This window comes from Mycobacterium sp. (assembly GCF_049683935.1).
Taxonomy (GTDB): Bacteria; Actinomycetota; Actinomycetes; order Mycobacteriales; family Mycobacteriaceae; genus Mycobacterium.
This window is the reverse complement of the sequence record NZ_JBAUJR010000195.1, coordinates 1-18,125: the sequence shown is the minus strand read 5'-3', so window position 1 is coordinate 18,125 and position 18,125 is coordinate 1. Positions and strand designations below refer to the sequence as shown.

Here is an 18,125-nt window from a genome sequence, read left to right as displayed (position 1 = left end):
CTTCATATGTGTCTCCCTAAACGTCGGTGTTTCGGTCGCAGTAAATTGATGATTCACGCCAGTGTCTCGACGGCGAGATCACCATCGGCGTACTGGCGGCGCAACTTCTTCTTGTCGAACTTGCCGGGCAGGGTGCTCTTCATCCCACCCCCAACCTGCAGCCGGCGGTTGGGCGGCGGTCTCCGCACCAATGAGATCCTGCCAATTCTGATTCTGAAACAGCACCGGTTACTCCGGGAACAGGTTCTTGGCCTGCGGGATGATTTTGATCAATTCGCCGCCGGACCCTTCGCGAGCACCGTTCCCTTGTCCGTCGCAATCGTCAGGTTCACGTTCCCAACCGAAACTTGCTCCTCATGTCGGCCGACATGAGCTGCTCGACATTGGGCACCGCGGTACTGCCCGCTCCCATCTGCACCACCTTGCTCGGCATGTCCACGGTCACCACGGCGTCCGGATCGGTGTAATGCACCCGCGACACCACACCCGAATTCACGACCTTATCCGCCAGCCCCTGCTTCTTCGAGCCCCGCCGAAGGATTCCAGCCGGAAAGGTATAGACCTCCTCCTCATCCTTCAACACCGCCATCATCAACCTCCACCAATCTCGTTGTCAGTAATGAACAGCCGCGCGCCACAGTCACGCTCAATCGAGATGCTGATCCCCCCGTCGAGCGCGCCATCACGGCATCTTCCACCCCGCGCCCGCCGCTCATCTGCCGCTTCGCGCCGACGACGCAATCCGGTGCTGTTACCCGCACCTCACCGCTGCGCCGGCCCAAGTCCACCTAATCAGTGCTGAGCAACTGGAGTGCTGACCACTATGCCGTCGAGAGCCCGGCCGATCTTGATCTGGCAACCCAGCCGAGACGTCTCGTCGGCGCCTTCGCAGAATTCCAGCATGGACTTTTCGGTGTGCTCTATCGGCGGTAGTTTGTCGAGCCAGTCGGCTTCGACGTGCACGTGGCAGGTGGCGCAGGCACACGCACCGCCGCAGTCACCATCGATGCCCGGCACCATGTTCGATACTGCGGTTTCCATCAGAGACTCGCCGTCGATCCCATCGACGGTTCTAGATGCTCCGTTGTGGTCTACGTATGTGATCTTGGTCATTTCAGTCCTTTGCAGCGAGGGCGACTACGGTCGCCGGTGTCGGTTGGATAGTGGAGAAAGTGCAGCAGCCAGTCGAGCGGGTCTATCGATGGGCCAGCGCCGGGGTCGGGATGCGATCATCGGCGAGTACGTCTACGTCAATGACGGCGTGTTCTGCGATCAGCGCCTTGGCCGCCATGAACTCGACCGGCCGATTGATCGCATCCACGGCCAGCATTCGCCCATCGCGCAAGTAAAACGCTGCGAACGATCTGGTGTGGGGGTCGCCACGAATCACTACCTGGTCATAACCGCGGTTCAGGCCAGCGGTCTGCAACTTCAGATCGTACTGATCCGACCAGAACCAGGGCACTTGGCGATAAGGTTTGGCACTACCGCAGATCGCCGCGCCGGCGGTCTTCGCCTGCTCGATCGCATTGTGCACCGACTCCAGTCGCAGTCGGCACCCGTAGACCTCGCTTGGGTGCTGTGTGCAGTCACCTGCAGCGTATATTCCGAGTTCAGAGGTCTGACAGAACTCGTCGACGACGATACCGTTGTCGCACGTCACACCCGCAGCCGAGGCTAACTCGACATTCGGGAGCAGTCCGATACCTGCAATAACCAGATCGGCGGCGAAGCTCTCACCGGCGGCGGTCAGGACCCGCGCCGCTGACCCGACTTGCTCGATGCCCGTCACTGTCGCCGCGCATCGAATCGTGACCCCGGCGCGGCGATGTTCGGCTTCGAAGAACTGGCCCACGTCCGGACAGGTGACCCTGGCCAGCACCGTGGGCTCGGCCTCCAGGACGGTCACCAGCAATCCCATTTTCGCCGCGACGGCGGCAATCTCGAGACCGATGTAGCCCCCGCCAATCAGCACCAGCCGCGCCCCTGGCCGCAACTTCGCACGGATGCCCTCGACGTCGGCCACAGTGCGCAGGTAATGCAGTGTCGGAGAATCCGAGCCAGCGCAGGACAAGGGGCGGGGCCGGCCACCGGTAGCCAGCACCAGGCGATCGAACTCGAGTTCGCGTCCATCGTCGAGCGTCGCCCGTCGATGGCTAGCATCCATCCCGATGACGTAGACCCCAAGCATCACGTCGACCCGAGCCTTCTCATAGAACGCCGATGGCCGAAGAAACAGTCGCTCCACCGGTAGGCAGCCGGCCAGGAATGCCTTGGATAACGGGGGCCGTTGGTAGGGCAACATCGACTCCGCGCCGATGAGAACGATCCGTCCGTCGAACCCGTTTGACCGCAGGCTGGCCACTGCCTGCCCACCGGCTTGACCCCCGCCGACGACGAGGACGGTTTGGATCATCTCGGGTCATCTCCTCGAACTCGCCGCATCAGACGTTGATGCGCACCGGCAGGGACTCGTATCCCTTGATGAACGGCGACGGCACTCGGGACGGCGCTCCAACGACCTCGAGCTGCATCGGATCGGGCCAACGCTTGAGAAGCTCCTCCCATACGATTCGTAACTGCAACTCGGCCAGGCGGTTGCCGACACAGCGGTGAATCCCAAATCCGAATGACAGGTGATGGCGCGGCCGGGCACGATCGATGATGAAGGCATCTGGATTCTCGATTGCCTCTGGATCGCGGTTACCCGACACGTACCACATGACGACCTTGTCGCCCTTGCGGATCGACTTCCCGCCGAGCTCGGTGTCGGTCAAAGCGGTGCGGCGCATGTGTGACAGCGGAGTCTGCCAACGGATGATCTCGGGCACCATGGAACTGACCAGGGCAGGGTTGCCGGACAGTTTGCGATACTCATCTGGGAACTCGTTGAGAGCGACAATGCCGCCCGTCATCGAATTGCGGGTGGTGTCGTTACCGCCGACGATCAGCAATAGGATGTTGCCCAAAAACTCTTCCGGTGTTTGGTTTCGGGTTGCCGGCGAATGCGCCATCATCGAGATGAGGTCGTTACGCGGTTCCGCGTTGACGCGGTCGTTCCACAGCCCTGTCATGTAAGCGGCGCACTCGAGCAATTCGCCCATCCGCTGTTCCTCGGACTCGATCAAGCCCGCACCGGGAATGGCCGTCGTCACATCCGACCAACGGGTCAACTTGGCGCGGTCCTCCCAGGGAAAGTCGAACAAGGTCGCCAACATCTGTGTGGTCAAGTTGACCGACACATTCTGGACCCAGTCGAAGGTCTCGTTGAGAGGCAAACTGTCCAGCAAACCCGCGGTGCGCTCCCGGATAACCGACTCCATGTTGGCAAGGTTGTCCGGCGCCACGATCGGACTGACCGCCAGGCGCTGCGCATCGTGTTTGGGTGGGTCCATCGCGATGAACATCGGCAGGCTGGCCGCCGCGTTATCGTCCATGATGGTGATGCCCCCGAACTTCGCCTCCGAGGAAAAGTTCTCAGGAGAGGTATCTACCTTCATGATATCGGCGAACTTCGTGATCGACCAGTATGGGCCGAACATGCTGTCCTTGCAGAAGTGGACCGGATCCTCTTCCCGTAGACGCTTGAAATACGGTTGCCACGTGTAGTTACGGTACAGTTCCGGATCGCTGACATCGATGTCCTCCAGAGCGACCGCATGAGCGGCTTCCGAATCGGGTCCGCTAACGGCCACAGAAGTCTTGTTCACTGTTGCTCCTCAATGTCGATGACCCGGCCCACACAGAGGCGCCCGAACGCTGTGGCGGGTCTCACCGGCGTTTCACCGTTTGGGTACGTGGGCTTTCGTCGTTCGCGTTGCCCACCTTTGTGTTCTGTGCTGCATCTAGCCTGCACAAGTGACCCGGTTCACTGCGCGGGGCATCCGTGCCAACTCTGGCCCATGCGGGCCAACCGCGTCTCGTGCGCATACCGTCGCACCGCAGCCAATGAAAAACCATCGCAGAATCAGCTGAGAGGAATTACCACCCGGGCTAGCAGGCCGCCCCCCTCACGAGGCTCAAGCGAAGATGTGCCGCCCAGCGCACTCACTAGCTGCTCTACGATCCACAGCCCCAAGCCCTCAACCGGGGCGCGCTCGTCGGAGCTGGCGCGCCCAAGGATTGCCGACGTGTGCTTGGCGGTCAGCAGTCCAGGGCCGCGATCGCCCACTTCCAGCGTCAGCGAGGACCGAGTGCAGACAATGCGAAGATCGACCACACGGCTGCTCCCGTGACGGTGGGCGTTTTCGAGCAAGTTCGTCATGATTCGGCGCACGCGGTGCTCGTCGCAGTAGATCAGCGCACCCGACGGCTCGAGGGAGACTGTGCTGTGCTCAGCGGGTATACCCGCTGAGGTCAATGATGCTTGCGCCAGGTCCTGCACGAAGGTCCGGCGGATTCTCGGGATTCCCCGCGGATTCCCTGTCTCAATAGCGAGGTCAGCGAGGCCGTCGAGCATGTCCGTTAGGTGGCGAGCGTGCGCCGCCACCAAGTTGATCGCCTCGTCCCTGCGCTCGGCGTCCAATCGGCCGGGCACAGTCAATGATCGTGCCAGCGCCGCCAGGGACGACACAGGAGTACGAAACTCATGCAGCAGCACCCGCAGACCTTCTTCACGCAGCCGCTGCACCTCGAGTAGGCGTGCCCGCAGATCCCTTTCCTCGGCAGCCTCGGCATGCTCTGCCATCACCTCGGCCTTGGCGCGCACGGTGCGCTCGTGCTCACGGTCGAGCACGCGTCGCAGAGATCCGGTGAGCACGGCAAAGGCAACGAAATAGCAGCACCACCAAAGGGCGACCTCGATCCGGTGATGCAGAGAAATCTCTGGACGGCTCACGGCCAGCGTTACCGCAGCAAACAACGCGCCCGTGCCAAGAGCCGCGAGCATCGCGGACTTTAAACCCTGCCGAACGGCACTGGCCACCACCGCTAACGGAATCAACGCAACAACCATGCTGGACGCCCCCCCGGTCGCCGCCGTGAGCAACACCGTGAGTGCTACGTCGACGGCCGTCATCCAGCCCTGTGACAGCGGACGACCACGAAGATTTGCGCGGAGTACATAAATCGCGTACACCCCGGCCAACCCGATGAGAATACAACCGAACGTCAAATACGTCCGGTTGACGGGCGTACCAAAGGCAACCAGCAAGGCAAGACTGACGACCACCAGAACTCTTAATACGGCGATGACCCGTTCGGGTTCGCGCCACTGAACCGCGCCGCCACCGATCGTGGTGAGATTGTTGTTCATTTCGTTACCCAATCCTCCGGCCTCGACACAGCGTTCTAGCACGTGGTATCCACAGCTTCCGCGGAAAGGTAGATATGACGGGATTGACCTCGCGCCCGGCGCCTTTCGTCGTAGTCATCGTGGACGACCACGCCCTTTTTGCACAGGGTTTGCAATTGCTTTTGACCTCCAGGGCCGACAGTCTGTTCCACGTCGCAGCAATAGGCAGCAGCAGCGAGGACGCCGTCCCGTTAGTCGGCAAACACCGCGCGGACATCGCCACAATCGACCTGACCCTGCCACCACGCGGCGGGGTGCACGCCATCACAGCACTACGTGGCGCTTACCCGTCGACGGGTATATTGGCGTTGTCCGGCACCGACGACCTGTCGCTGGCTGAGCGAGCTCTGCGAGCGGGAGCAGACGGATTCCTGCAGAAGACCTCCGACGCAGACGCACTGGTGGCGCCGCTCTTGGTCATCGCCACCGGCATGAAGGTCGTAAACCCCGAGCTGCTGGACCGGCTTCTCGTCAGCAACCACAGTCCAGATGACGAAATACTAGATAATCTCGGCGAGCACCTCATCAAGCTCTGGAGCCTATTGGCGCAGGGGCTGGAGATCAACGCAATCGCTGCTCGAATGCACGTTAGCGAGCGAACCACCAAGAGAATGGTCGCAAGCTTGATTCAGAAGATCGGTGCCCGGAACCGGATCGAGGCCGCCGCGCTGGCCGGGCGCTACGGACTACTCGACCACTGAACCGTGCGCACCGGTGGCAACTGTGGGTGAAGCAGGACCTGCGTAGACACTTCCCGGCACGGGCCAACGGGAGACAGGTCAAATTCCTCCGTAGCCGATGACCGCACGCGCGGTGCTGAACCACCCCGAGGAGTCGTCGATGGGCCAGACCCGGCCGCGGGGTCCGCTCTGTCGGACACGACACGTCTCTAAATCACGCCCGGACGCTATTGTGAATGCTCATTCGCTATTGTCGAGAAATGCCAGCGAAGACAGTCCGCACGGAAATCGCCTCGGGCGCCATCGAAGGATTCACGCGGGACGGCGTCAATCGCTGGCGTTCCATTCCTTACGCCAAGCCACCGGTCGGCGCCTTGCGGTTCAAGGCTCCCCAGCCGGTCGAGCCGTGGGATGGCGTTCGACAATGTCACCGATTCCGCTACTGCGCTCCGCAGCCCCGCCGGTACACCATCGTCGGTCCCGGCAAGTTCCAGCCAATGAGCGAGGACTGCCTCACCCTCAACGTCGTTGCCCCCGAGGGCGGCTCGGACCGACCTCTGCCCGTGATGTTCTTCATTCACGGCGGGGCGTACTTCCTCGGTAGTTCCGCGACACCGATCTATGATGGTGCGTCGCTTGCCCGCACCGGTTGCGTGTATGTATCGGCGAACTACCGCCTCGGCGCGCTGGGGGCGGTCGACCTGTCGTCGCTGTCCACGGCAGACATCCGTATTGACGACAACCTCTACTTGCGTGACCTGGTGGCGGCGCTCAGCTGGGTACGCGAAAACATCGCGGCATTCGGCGGCGATCCCGACAACGTGACGATATTCGGAGAGAGCGCGGGCGCGCATGCCGTTACCACATTGTTGGCTGTGCCAGCGGCTAAAGGCCTTTTCGCCCGGGCGATCTCACAAAGTCCGGCCGGCGCGCTATCCCGCTCCAAGGCGTTGGCCGCGGAGTTCGCCGTCAAGTTCGCATCCATTCTCGGCGCTGAGGAGCGGGAGCCCGCCCGCCAACTGCTGGCGGCGCGTCCGGCTCAACTGGTGAAGGCATTCGATCGCCTGCTCACCACCAGCGCATCGGACCTTGCCGGCGGTTACCCGGTGGGATGCACCTTCGGAACCGACTATCTACCGCTCGAGCCCATTCAAGCGATGCGCAAAGGCAAGGCGTACCGTGTGCCGCTGATCGTCGGTACGAACGCCGACGAGGGCCGGTTGTTCACTCGCTTCCTCAAACTCCTTCCGCTGAACGAAGCGAAGATCGAAGCGTTACTGGCGGGGGCGGAACCCACCTATCGCGAGCGTATTACCGCTGCCTACCCCGAGTATCCAGCCCCAGATGCCTGTATCCGGCTGGGGGCCGACTTCACATTCGGATCGACACTGTGGCAGCTCGCGGACTCTCACAGTCGGCACGCCCCCACATATCTGTACCGATATGACTTCGCCCCGCGAACTCTGCAATGGGCCGGTCTGGGTGCCACCCATGCGACCGAGCTTCTTGCGGTGTTCGACGCTTACCGCACGCCCCTCGGTCGGCTTCTCAGCGCCGGAGCCGATCGCCGCTCGGCCATGCGCGTGAGCGACGACATGCAAGGGCGCTGGGTTGCTTTCGCCCGCACCGGAGTCCCTGGAGACGGCTGGCCGCGCTACACCAGCGACGCCCGTCCGGTGCTGGTCTTCGATCGCGCTTCGCGGATGGAGCACGATCCCCATGCCGACCGCCGGCAAGCATGGGAAGGCTTTCAAGTCCTCGCACGCTGACGAGCGGTGTCCACGAGATCTCTCCCTCTCGGGGATTAGCCTTTGAAACGTCGTCCGCAGGGCTAACTTGATGACATCGTTCCGTCGCCCGAGCAGCGCATCCAGGGAGCCGCACGTGCACTATGCCTTCGACGAAGACCAAGAGGCCTTCCGGCGTGAGATCGCCACCTTCGCTGAGCGGGTGCTCGCTCCGCAATACCAGGCCGACGACCGGGCCGCGCGGATGCGCCCGGAGCTACCTCGCCAGATGGCGGCGATGGGCTTGACCGGCCTGCGCATTCCGGAGCGTTTCGGCGGCCAGGGGGCCGACGCCGTCACCACCGGCATAGCAGCCGAGGAGATCTCGCGGGCTGACATCAACGCCTGTTACATCCTGCTGATCGCTGCTCTCAACGCCGACATCTTGGTCGGTAATGCCAGCGAGGAGCAACTGGGGCGGTGGTTACCTGCGATCGCCGATGGCACTGCTCTGTCGGCGCTGGTGCTCACCGAGCCAGAGCACGGGTCCGACGCGGCCAACCTGTCGCTGCGCGCACAACCCGACGGGGCAGGCTGGCGGCTGCTGGGTGAGAAGACGTCGATCTCAATGGGGATGTCGGCCGACACCGGAGTGGTCTTCGCGCGCACCGGAGGGCCCGGGGCCCGCGGGGTCAGCGCGTTCTACGTCGACCTCAACGACGAGCGGGTCGCGCGAACCGCGCTCGACGACCACGGCGGCCGGGCCATCGGACGTGCGTCGCTGCATTTCGACGGGGTGAAGGTGGGTCGCGACGAGCTGATCGGGCAGGAGGGCGCCGGATTCGTGTCGGTGATGCAGGGCTTCGACTACTCGCGGGCGGTGATCGGCCTGATGTGCGTCGGCATCGCCCAGGCAGCACTCGACGACGCACTGCAGTACGCGCGAACGCGGCAGGCCTTCGGCGGTCCGATCGGTCGCCACCAGGGCGTGGCGTTCCCGCTGGTCGAGCAGGCCACCAGGCTGGCCGGGGCGCGTCACATCTGTTACGAGGCGCTGTGGCGAAAGGACCAGGGCTTGGATCACACGGTGGCCGCGAACATGGCGAAGTGGTTCGCGCCCAAGACCGCGGGTGAGGTCGTACACCAGGCGTTGCTGACCTTCGGTCACGCTGGATGGGGAACCGACAGTCTGCAGGGGCAGCGACTGCGCGACGTGTTGGCATTCGAAATCGCCGATGGAACCGCGCAGGTCGCCAAATTGGTCGTCGCCCGCCACCTGCTTGGGCGAGAATTCGCTCCGTAGCGACCTGCGAGTTCGCCTGAGGCGTCGACTCGTCAGACCTACATCGCGAACTTCTCGCGAACCGCGGCGAGGCGCTCGTACTGAGCCAGGACGTTCGCAGAGGTCGGCAGCATCACGAATGACTCAGCGCCGGCGTCACGGAACTCCGCGAGCATGTCTGCCACTCGGGTTTCGCTTCCGATCACACACCACTTCTCGATTGCTTCGACGGGCATGCCGTACTGACCTGCGACGAATCGTTGAAGCTCGGCACGACCCGCTTCCACGTCATCGGTGACGTGCACGAACGACAACATGACCGTCGTGCACACCGGCCTGCGGAACTCCTCGGCATGCGCCCGCAGATCTTCCACCGCCGCACGCACTCGACGGGGACTCAGCCACACCGCGAGCCAGCCTTGGGCGAGCCGAGCAGCGCGCCGCACCGCGTGTGTGGATCGGCCGCCGACCACCAGCGGTGGGCGAGAGGATGGCACCGGCTCCAGCTTGGGGGAACGCACCGGAAGCAATGGACCCGGGTGGTCCACAGTTTCTCCGCGCAGTAGCGCATCGAGGACCAACATGGCCTCGTCGAGCCTGCGACCACGCTGCGCGACGGGATACCCGGCGGCCTCGAACTCCGCTGGGTTCTCACCACCTGCGCCGACGCCCACGATCAGGCGTTCGGGCGCGAGCGCGGCGACCGTCCCGAGCTGCTTGGCTGTCCATACCGGATTGCGCATCGGTAGGAGCAGCACACCGGTGCCCAGCACCAGCCGTCGAGTGACGGCAGCGACGGCCGCGAGTGCCCCGCACGGTTCCAGCACCGGCGGGTGGAAGCTCAGATGATCGCCGACCCAACCTGAGTCGAACCCGAGGTCTTCGGCGAGGCGGGCGGCGGCCAATAGCGGCGGAGCGCCAAGCCGGAAGGGATCGAAACTGGGCAGCATCACGCCGAACCCGGCGTCTTTCACGGTCACCGGCGAATGCATGAGGCGCTCGCCATGTCGGTTCTCCTGCGATCGGCACGGCGCCCTACGCGATTCGCCGGCCGCCCACTGCGAAGCGGCGAGTCGTCCGCCGAAATGTCATGCGGTCCTTGGCGATCTCCACGTGCGAACGCGGACCTCATCGGACGTCGAAATCTGCCAGCTCAGGGGTACGCAATAGTTCGCTGTGGCGCTCGGGTGTCCATGGGAACAATTCCGGAAGCCCGTCTTTGCCGAGGTACCAACTGTTGCAACCGGTCACCCAGATCGTCTGCGGCATAGCCGACTTCATGCTGTCGTTGTACTCCTTCGTGGCCAGCTCTGTGGGCGCGGCAGAGACGATGCTGCCCTCACGGATCCGGTTGATCCACCACATCACATAATCGGCCTGGTCCTCGGCTATCGGTACCAGCGACTGGTTCCCGATCGGCGAATGCGGGCCCATCAGCATGAACAAGTTCGGGAATCCTGGAACCGCGACCGACCGGTACGCCGTGGGGCCATCTGCCCACGCCTCGTCCAGGGTTACCGCATGCTCGCCAATCACCGTCAGCGGACGCACGTAGGCCCGGGCGTCGAACCCTGTGGCATAGACGAGCACGTCAAGTTCGTGCAACACACCGTCGGTGGTGACGACGCCGAGAGGCTCGATGTGGTCGATTGCCTCGGACACCACCTCTACACCGGGTTGCTGGACAGCACGGTAGAAGCCCCAAGCCATGATTTGTCGTTTGCACATCGGCTGGTAATTCGGGGTGAGTCTCGCGCGCAACTGTGGGTCGCGCACCGAAAGGCGCAGGTTCCATCGACATAACGTCTGAACCAGGCGGCGGTAAACTCCAGGACGGATCGGCGCGCGACCGAACAGGTGCCGGACCACCAAGCCCCAGAACCGATAGCTCAGGCGGTTGAGGACCGGCCAACGCGTCAGAGCTGCGCGGATCACCGGTGAATACCGCGGATTGGGCAGCGGAAAGACCCACTGCGCAGTGCGCTGGAAGGCCGTCAACCGATTGACCTTGCCGCCGAGTGCGGCAATGATCTGTATGCCTGTTGAGCCCGTCCCGATGAGCCCGATCCGCTTGTCGGCCAATGAAACCGAGTGGTCCCATCTGGCGGAGTGAAACACCGGCCCGGCAAAATCGGCTTCCCCGGGAATGTCCGGATAGCGTGGCACCCGCAGCACGCCGGTCGCGGTGACGAGCACGTCGAATGTCTCTTCGCCGTCGGTGGAGGTGAGCAGCCAGCGCCCGTCGTCGTACCGCGCAGAGAGGACCTCGGTGCCGAACTTGATGTGCCCCTCAATACCCCGTTCGTCGGCGACCTGCTGAAAGTAGGCCTGGATCTCAGGGCCCGGCGGCAGCAAGTGGGACCAGTTCGGGTTGGGCCGAAACGAGTAGGAGTAGTACCGCGACGGGATGTCGCACGTCAGCCCCGGATAGGTGTTGTCGCGCCAGGTTCCCCCGACTTCTTCGGCTTTCTCGAAAATGGTGTAGGAGTCGATGCCGGCGTCCTGGAGCTTGACCGCCATGCACAACCCAGACATGCCCGCACCGATTATTGCGACTTTCACCGGCCGTTGTTCGGTCATCTTGACCACCCAATCCCTATTGTCACTTGCGCTACACCCGGCTTGTCACTTGCGCTACGCCCGGCCGATCACCGTGGCGACGCGACGCTGAGTGCGCCGACGAGTCCGTTTGCGGGGACATGGTCCGAGGCCAGCGGGGCCGAGCTCGGCCGGGCTCGCGCACAAGCACCTATCGACCTCCGACAGTGCTGGAGCGATCTCCGCCGAACCGTTCGCGGAGTTCGCGTTTCAGTACCTTTCCAGCCCCTGAGAGTGGAAGCGCACCGACGAACGAGACGGTACGGGGCGTTTTGTATCCCGCGATCTGGGTCTTGCAGAAACCCCGCAACTCCTCGGCTGTCACCGAAGAGCTCTCGGCCAAGACGACGACCGCGTGAACGCGTTCGCCCCAGGTCTCGTCCGGGACGCCGATGACCGCGCACGCCGACACCGCGGGGTGCCGGGAAAGAGCGTTCTCGACCTCAGTCGAGTAGACGTTCTCGCCACCCGAAATGATCATGTCCTTGATGCGGTCGACGAGGAACACATAACCTCGCTCGTCCATGTAACCGGCATCGCCGGTATGCATCCACCCATTCCGCAGCGCGTTCGCGGTCTCGTCAGGCTTATTCCAGTAACCGAGCATCACGTTGCCGCCGCGCGCGACGATCTCGCCGGTATGTCCCAGCGGCACCTCTCGATCGTCGGCGTCGAAGATCTTGACTTCGGCACAGGGCGCGGCGCGGCCTGCCGAACGCAGCAATTCCGGATGATCGTGGTCCTCCGGGCGCAGGACCGTCGCCAGCGGGGACAGTTCTGTCATTCCATAACCTTGCATGAACCGCGCCGAGCCCATGGTCTTCATCGCCCGCGACAGCACCGCCTCAGGGATCGGCGACGCGCCGTACATCACGTTTTGGAGGCTGGAAAGGTCGTATTCTCCAACGGCCGGGTGGTCGACGACCATCTGCAGCATGGTCGGGATCAGCAGTGCGTCGGTGACCTGCTGACGTTCGATGGTGTCAAGGATGGCAGTCGGATCGAACGTCGAGAGCATCACGTGGGTTCCGCCAAGGGTGGTCTGGCCCGCCCAGGCGGCCAAGTCCGCGAGATGGAACAGCGGCGCGACGTGAAGCAGCCGGCCCTCCGGACTGAGAAAGCTCCCCACGCTGAGCATTCCCAGCACCGACGTCATGAGGTTGGCGTGGCTGAGCATCACGCCCTTGGGTAAACCCGTGGTGCCGCCGGTGTAAAACACACCGGCCAATTGATCGCCAGAGCGTCGCACGTCATCGATTACTTCACCGCTGGCGATGAGTTCCTCATAGGAATACGTCCCTTCCGGCGTAGGGGCGGTTCCGCAGTGAACGACGGTGTGCAGGTCGGGATACGACGCCCGAAGCGCCGGTACAGCCGGACTGAAGGCGTCATCGACGAAGAGGACGTCGGTTTGGGAGTCACGTAAGGCGTAGCCGATCTCTGCAGGGCTCCACCGGATGTTGATCGGGTTGAGTACGGCGTCCGCCCAAGGCACCGCTAGCAGGTATTCGTGATATCGATCGGAGTTGAGCGCAAGCATGCCGACGCGGTCTCCCCGGTTCACCCCGATTTGCCGTAATGCGCTCGCCAGCTTTGCGATTCGCTTCGCGGATCGCTCATAGGTCCGTGTCCGGTCCCCGTCGATGGTGGCGAGGCGGTCGGGATGTTGCTGCAACGCCCTGTGCACGCCCTGAGTGAGATACATTGCACTTCCTCCTCACCGCTCGTGCGGGCGTGCAATGACACACCCGATGGCGCCGCGCCCGTAAGTTATCGGGTATTAACCTTACCGGCCTGATGGCAGCAGACAGTTGGTTACTGGGAACATGAGAACACTTCCGTCCAGAACGAGTGGCGCGAACGGGCGTCCGCGCGGCAATGCGAAGTCATCTGCAAGTATCTGGAATCAACGGTCCGCAGCGGAGTACGTTCCTCACAGTTGGCGAAACTGCGCGTACCCGGTGTTGTGATGTCGGGGTGTTGCGATGTCTGATTTCGGACCACCTCGACGTGATGTCCCCGGCTCTGCGCCAACCGGTGGCTGAGCTGCTGGCCCCTCATACCGATCGTTTGCAGTGTCAGCGCCTCGACGAAAGGCCTCTCATGAACTCAGCCCACCTGTCCAGCTCCGAGGTCGAACCACTGGTTCGCGGCAGGACTTGGGAAGAAATGACGCCAGGTTTTCGCTTCAAGACCGCGAAGCGCACCGTCACGGAATCCGACCTCATGACGTTTGTCAACCTCGGCGGGTTCAACGAGCCGTTGTTCTACGACGCGTCGCACGCCGCCGCCGGCGGGTACCGAGGTCGGTTGGTCCCCGGCGCTCTGATCTACTGCATTGCGGAAGGGTTGATCGTGCAGTCCAACTTCCTCAACGGCACCGGCCTTGCCTTCATGCACATGGAACTGTGGGTCAAGCGACCGGTGTACGTCGGTGACACCCTGCTCGCCATCTGCACCGTCACGGAGTCACGCCCGTCGAGCAAGCCGGGCCGGGGTGTCGTCACCGCGACGGTCAGCGTCCGCAACCAGCGCGATGAAGAGGTGCTGGTGTTCACTCCGGTCCGGCTGATCCGCGGCGCGGACTTCGTCGAGGCCGACAACTGAGCGCTGAGGCCGCCGCCCGTGATCCGACCACGGCCGGTCCAAGGTTCGTTACCATTTCGAGGGCGCGATGAGAGAAGCCTCGGAGTCCTCATCGGTGGCCGCTACTCCCCAACCGACGCGGGGTAGCCATTCTTGACGATGCAAAGGAACACTCGATGATGAGCTACGACGACTTTCCCAGCCTGCGCTTTGAACCGGCCGCTGACGGTGTTCTCCACATCGTGCTGGACGCCCCCGGATTGAACTCCGTCAATCCCCAGATGCACCGCGACCTCGCCGACATGTGGCCCGCCATCGACAAGGACGAAGACGTCCGTGCCGTGCTGGTCCGCGGCGAGGGCAAGGCGTTCTCGTCGGGCGGCAACTTCGACCTGCTCGACGACATGATCAACAGCTACCCCAGCCGGGTCCGAATCATGCGCGAGGCACGCGATCTGGTGATGAACATGGTGAGCTTCAGCAAGCCGGTGATCTCCGCGGTTCGCGGGCCCGCGGTGGGCGCCGGTCTGGTCGTAGCGATCCTGGCCGACATCTCCGTCGTCGGACGCACCGCCAAGATCATCGACGGCCACACCCGTCTCGGGGTCGCCGCCGGTGACCACGCCGCGATCTGCTGGCCGCTGATGGCGGGTATGGCCAAGGCCAAGTACTACCTGCTCACCTGTGAGACGTTGCTCGGCGAGGAAGCCGAGCGCATCGGCCTGGTGTCCAAGTGCGTCGACGACGACGACGTCCTGACCGAGGCGACCCGGATCGCGACCAGCCTCGCCGCCGGCGCACCAACGGCGATCCGCTGGACCAAACACAGCCTCAATCAGTGGTTCCGGGTGTTCGGGCCGTCATTCGAGACGTCCCTCGGGTTGGAGTTCATCGGCTTCGGCGGTCCGGAGGTCCGGGAAGGCCTCGCCGCGCACCGCGAGAAGCGTGCGCCCGACTTCACCAACCTGGGTGCGATCACGGCTGAGTGACCCGTGGCCACCAGGATCGCCACCCGCGTCGTGGACGCGGTGGCCTGGGTTGAACTCGACGGCGCCGACCGGCTCAACGTTATCGGCAGCCAGACCTACATCGATCTCGCCGAAGCCCTGCGCACCTCGGAGTCGCAGAGGTCTGTGCGCGCGGTGGTCATACACGGGGCAGGCCGGGCGTTCTGCGCGGGCGCCGACATCGAAGAGATCAAAGCCTTCGGTAGCCGTGACGATTTCGCGGACTTCATCCATGGCTTCACCGACGCCCTCGACGTCCTCGTCGCCAGCCCGCTGCCGGTGATCGCTGCGATCCACGGCAGTGCGTTGGGCGGAGGGCTCGAACTCGCAATGGCGTGCGACCTGAGGGTCGCGACACCCGAGGCCCGGCTCGGGCTGCCCGAGGCCAAACTCGGCGTGCTCCCTGGCGGAGGTGGTACGCAGCGGTTGCCGCGGCTCATCCCCGTCGGGGTGGCCACCGAGATGCTGATGCTGGGCACCGTCATCGACGGCGAGCGGGCCCACAGCCTGGGGCTGGTGAACCGGCTTAGCGGCGCCGGCGCGCTGCTCGAGACGGCAGGTGCTATCGGAGAGCAATTGGCCACCGGCGCAGCACAAGTCGCGTCGACCACCAAGTCCCTGCTGCTGCAGACGGCCAACTTGTCGACGTCCGACGGTATCGAACACGAGCGCGACGCGGTGGCGGACCTCTTGGCCACTCCGGACGGCCGGGAGGGTTTCGGCGCCTTCACCGAGCGACGCCCCCCGACTTTCGGCGGAAGATGACGAAATGGCCCCGCCCCACCTCGCGCTGTTCCGGCTGAGTCGTCTGGGCGCCCCTGCGGTGACCGTACGGGCGGGAAGGCATGACCTGCCGCGCCGACCCCGTTGTCATCGGATGTTAGTAGCGGCTAACGTAACGTGTCAGCGATCGACGTCGATGTCACCTGGAGGAAAAGTTGGTTGACGTCCTGCCCGACCGGGTCGACACCCGCGCACCGGTATACCTCGAGAATCGCGAGGGACTCATCGCGCAGCTCGACACGATCGCCGACCAGCTGGCGCTGGCCAACGGGGGCGGCGGCGAGAAGTACGTCGCCCGGCACCGAAGGCGCGGAAAGATGTTGGCCCGCGAGCGCGTCGAGCTGCTGCTCGACCCCGACACCGCCTTTCTGGAATTGTGTCCGTTCGCGGCGTGGGGCACGAAGTTCCCCGTGGGCGGCAGCGTTGTGGTCGGCATCGGCATCGTCGAAGGCGTCGAGTCGATGATCATCGCGCACGACCCGACAGTGCGCGGCGGAGCCTCGAACCCCTACACCTTCCGCAAGGTGTTCCGGGGCATGGCGGTGGCCCGCGAGAACCGGCTGCCCATCATCAACGTCGTCGAGTCGGGCGGGGCGGACCTGCCCACGCAGGCCGAGATCTTCGTGCCCGGCGGCCAGCTGTTCCACGATCTCACCCAGCACAGCGCGCTGGGGCTGCCGACACTCGCACTTGTGTTCGGCAACTCGACGGCAGGCGGCGCCTACATCCCCGGCATGTGCGACTACGTGGTGATGGTCCGCAACCGGTCCAAGGTCTTTCTCGGCGGTCCGCCGCTGGTGAAGATGGCCACCGGCGAAGTGTCCGACGACGAGTCGCTCGGCGGTGCGGACATGCACGCCCGCACCTCCGGGTTGGCCGACTACCTGGCCGAGGACGAACAGGACGCCATCCGGATCGGGCGGCGCATCATGGCAAGGCTGAACTGGCGCAAGCGGGGCCCGGGTCCAACCCAGCCGCCGACCGCCCCGCTAAGGGATCCCGACGAACTCCTCGGGATCGCCTCGGTGGACCCCAAGGTTCCCTTCGACCCTCGCGACGTCCTCGCACGCATCGTGGACGGATCGGCGTTCGACGAGTTCAAGCCGCTCTACGGAACCTCTCTGGTCACCGGATGGGCCTCGATACATGGATACCCGGTGGGAATCCTGGCGAACGCTCGCGGAATTCTCTTCAGCGAGGAAGCCGAGAAAGCGGCCCAGTTCATTCAGCTGGCCAACCAGATCGACACGCCGCTGGTGTTCCTGCAGAACACGACCGGTTACATGGTGGGCGCGGAGTACGAGCAGGGCGGCATCATCAAGGACGGCGCCAAGATGATCAACGCCGTCTCGAACAGCACGGTCCCGCACTTGACGATCGTGATGGGCGCGTCCTACGGTGCGGGCAATTACGGGATGTGCGGACGGTCCTACTCGCCCCGCTTCCTGTTCGCCTGGCCCAATTCGCGCTCCGCCGTCATGGGACCGGCTCAACTCGCCGGCGTGCTGTCGATCGTCGCCCGCGAGTCGGCCGCTGACCGTGGTCTCCCGTTCGACGAAGAAGCCGACGCCCAGATGCGCGCTGCCGTGGAGAGCCAGATCGAGCAGGAGTCGGTGGCACTGGCCAACAGCGGCAGGCTCTACGACGACGGGATCATCGACCCACGCGACACTCGTACGGTTCTCGGTTTTTGCTTGTCCGTGGTGCACAACGAAGAGATCCGTGGCCGGCGTGGCTACGGCGTGTTCCGGATGTGATGGCGATGCCCGTGATCAAGAAACTGCTGGTAGCCAACCGGGGGGAGATCGCCCGGCGCGTGTTTCGCACCTGTCGCGAACTCGGCATCGCGACCGTCGCCGTGTACTCCGACGCCGACGCCGACGCCTGGCACGTCGACGACGCCGATGAGGCCGTTCGGCTACCGGGCTCCTCGCCGGCGGAAACCTACCTCGACGGTGACCGGATCATCGCCGCGGCTCACCTCACAGGCGCCGACGCCGTGCACCCCGGCTATGGATTCCTCTCGGAGAACGCCGGCTTCGCGCGGGCTTGCGCCGACGCCGGGCTCGTGTTCGTCGGCCCGCCGCCAGATGCCATCGACGCGATGGGTTCGAAGCTGACGGCGAAGGCGATGATGGCCGGCGCGGGGGTGCCGGTGCTCCCGGGCGG

At 64.0% G+C, this 18,125-nt stretch carries 15 protein-coding genes and 1 pseudogene; 8 read left to right on the top strand and 8 right to left on the bottom strand.

Annotated features, from left to right (window positions below; translation table 11 throughout):
• Positions 1 to 228: 228 nt before the first annotated feature.
• From WA965_RS11110 to WA965_RS11090, 5 genes and pseudogenes are all read right to left on the bottom strand, one after another.
• Positions 229 to 589 (bottom strand): annotated as a pseudogene (locus WA965_RS11110) (sterol carrier protein).
• A gap of 203 nt (positions 590 to 792) precedes the next feature.
• Positions 793 to 1,113: a 2Fe-2S iron-sulfur cluster-binding protein gene (locus tag WA965_RS11105; protein WP_526294736.1), complete on the bottom strand. Its 321-nt coding sequence runs from the start codon at positions 1,111 to 1,113 to the stop codon at positions 793 to 795.
• A gap of 82 nt (positions 1,114 to 1,195) precedes the next feature.
• Positions 1,196 to 2,416, bottom strand: coding sequence for an NAD(P)/FAD-dependent oxidoreductase (locus WA965_RS11100; RefSeq protein WP_526294738.1), 1,221 nt, complete (start codon positions 2,414 to 2,416; stop codon positions 1,196 to 1,198).
• A 28-nt stretch (positions 2,417 to 2,444) separates the two neighbouring features.
• A complete protein-coding gene (locus WA965_RS11095) occupies positions 2,445 to 3,710 on the bottom strand; it encodes a cytochrome P450 (RefSeq protein ID WP_526294740.1) in 1,266 nt (421 codons plus the stop codon).
• 257 nt (positions 3,711 to 3,967) lie between these two features.
• Entirely contained in the window at positions 3,968 to 5,254 is a 1,287-nt protein-coding gene (locus tag WA965_RS11090; RefSeq protein ID WP_526294742.1) for a sensor histidine kinase, read from the bottom strand.
• 74 nt (positions 5,255 to 5,328) lie between these two features.
• Between WA965_RS11090 and WA965_RS11085 the strand changes: the two genes are divergently transcribed.
• From WA965_RS11085 to WA965_RS11075, 3 genes are all read left to right on the top strand, one after another.
• The gene (locus WA965_RS11085; protein ID WP_105387440.1) at positions 5,329 to 5,994 is read left to right on the top strand and encodes a response regulator transcription factor; all 666 of its coding nucleotides are present in this window, start codon (positions 5,329 to 5,331) and stop codon (positions 5,992 to 5,994) included.
• A gap of 239 nt (positions 5,995 to 6,233) precedes the next feature.
• Positions 6,234 to 7,742, top strand: a complete 1,509-nt coding sequence (locus tag WA965_RS11080; RefSeq protein WP_526294745.1) for a carboxylesterase/lipase family protein — start codon at positions 6,234 to 6,236, stop codon at positions 7,740 to 7,742.
• Between the two features lie 115 nt (positions 7,743 to 7,857).
• Positions 7,858 to 9,003, top strand: a complete 1,146-nt coding sequence (locus WA965_RS11075; protein WP_526294747.1) for an acyl-CoA dehydrogenase family protein — start codon at positions 7,858 to 7,860, stop codon at positions 9,001 to 9,003.
• 38 nt (positions 9,004 to 9,041) lie between these two features.
• Here the strand turns inward: WA965_RS11075 and WA965_RS11070 are convergent, their stop codons facing one another.
• From WA965_RS11070 to WA965_RS11060, 3 genes are all read right to left on the bottom strand, one after another.
• Positions 9,042 to 9,962, bottom strand: a complete 921-nt coding sequence (locus tag WA965_RS11070) for an LLM class flavin-dependent oxidoreductase (protein WP_526294749.1) — start codon at positions 9,960 to 9,962, stop codon at positions 9,042 to 9,044.
• A gap of 148 nt (positions 9,963 to 10,110) precedes the next feature.
• Positions 10,111 to 11,562: a flavin-containing monooxygenase gene (locus tag WA965_RS11065; RefSeq protein WP_526294751.1), complete on the bottom strand. Its 1,452-nt coding sequence runs from the start codon at positions 11,560 to 11,562 to the stop codon at positions 10,111 to 10,113.
• Between the two features lie 169 nt (positions 11,563 to 11,731).
• Positions 11,732 to 13,285, bottom strand: coding sequence for an acyl-CoA synthetase (locus WA965_RS11060; RefSeq protein WP_526294753.1), 1,554 nt, complete (start codon positions 13,283 to 13,285; stop codon positions 11,732 to 11,734).
• Positions 13,286 to 13,749: 464 nt separating this feature from the next.
• Here WA965_RS11060 and WA965_RS11055 point away from each other — a divergent pair, with 464 nt between their 5' ends.
• From WA965_RS11055 to WA965_RS11035, 5 genes are all read left to right on the top strand, one after another.
• A complete protein-coding gene (locus WA965_RS11055; protein WP_526294755.1) occupies positions 13,750 to 14,187 on the top strand; it encodes a MaoC family dehydratase in 438 nt (145 codons plus the stop codon).
• A 155-nt stretch (positions 14,188 to 14,342) separates the two neighbouring features.
• On the top strand, positions 14,343 to 15,155 hold the full coding sequence (locus WA965_RS11050) for an enoyl-CoA hydratase/isomerase family protein (RefSeq protein ID WP_526294757.1): 813 nt from the start codon (positions 14,343 to 14,345) through the stop codon (positions 15,153 to 15,155).
• A 3-nt stretch (positions 15,156 to 15,158) separates the two neighbouring features.
• The gene (locus WA965_RS11045) at positions 15,159 to 15,938 is read left to right on the top strand and encodes an enoyl-CoA hydratase/isomerase family protein (RefSeq protein ID WP_526294759.1); all 780 of its coding nucleotides are present in this window, start codon (positions 15,159 to 15,161) and stop codon (positions 15,936 to 15,938) included.
• 173 nt (positions 15,939 to 16,111) lie between these two features.
• Positions 16,112 to 17,713, top strand: coding sequence for an acyl-CoA carboxylase subunit beta (locus WA965_RS11040; RefSeq protein WP_526447502.1), 1,602 nt, complete (start codon positions 16,112 to 16,114; stop codon positions 17,711 to 17,713).
• 5 nt (positions 17,714 to 17,718) lie between these two features.
• Positions 17,719 to 18,125, top strand: a 407-nt coding sequence (locus WA965_RS11035) for a biotin carboxylase N-terminal domain-containing protein (protein WP_526447500.1), incomplete at its 3' end; no start/stop codon positions are given.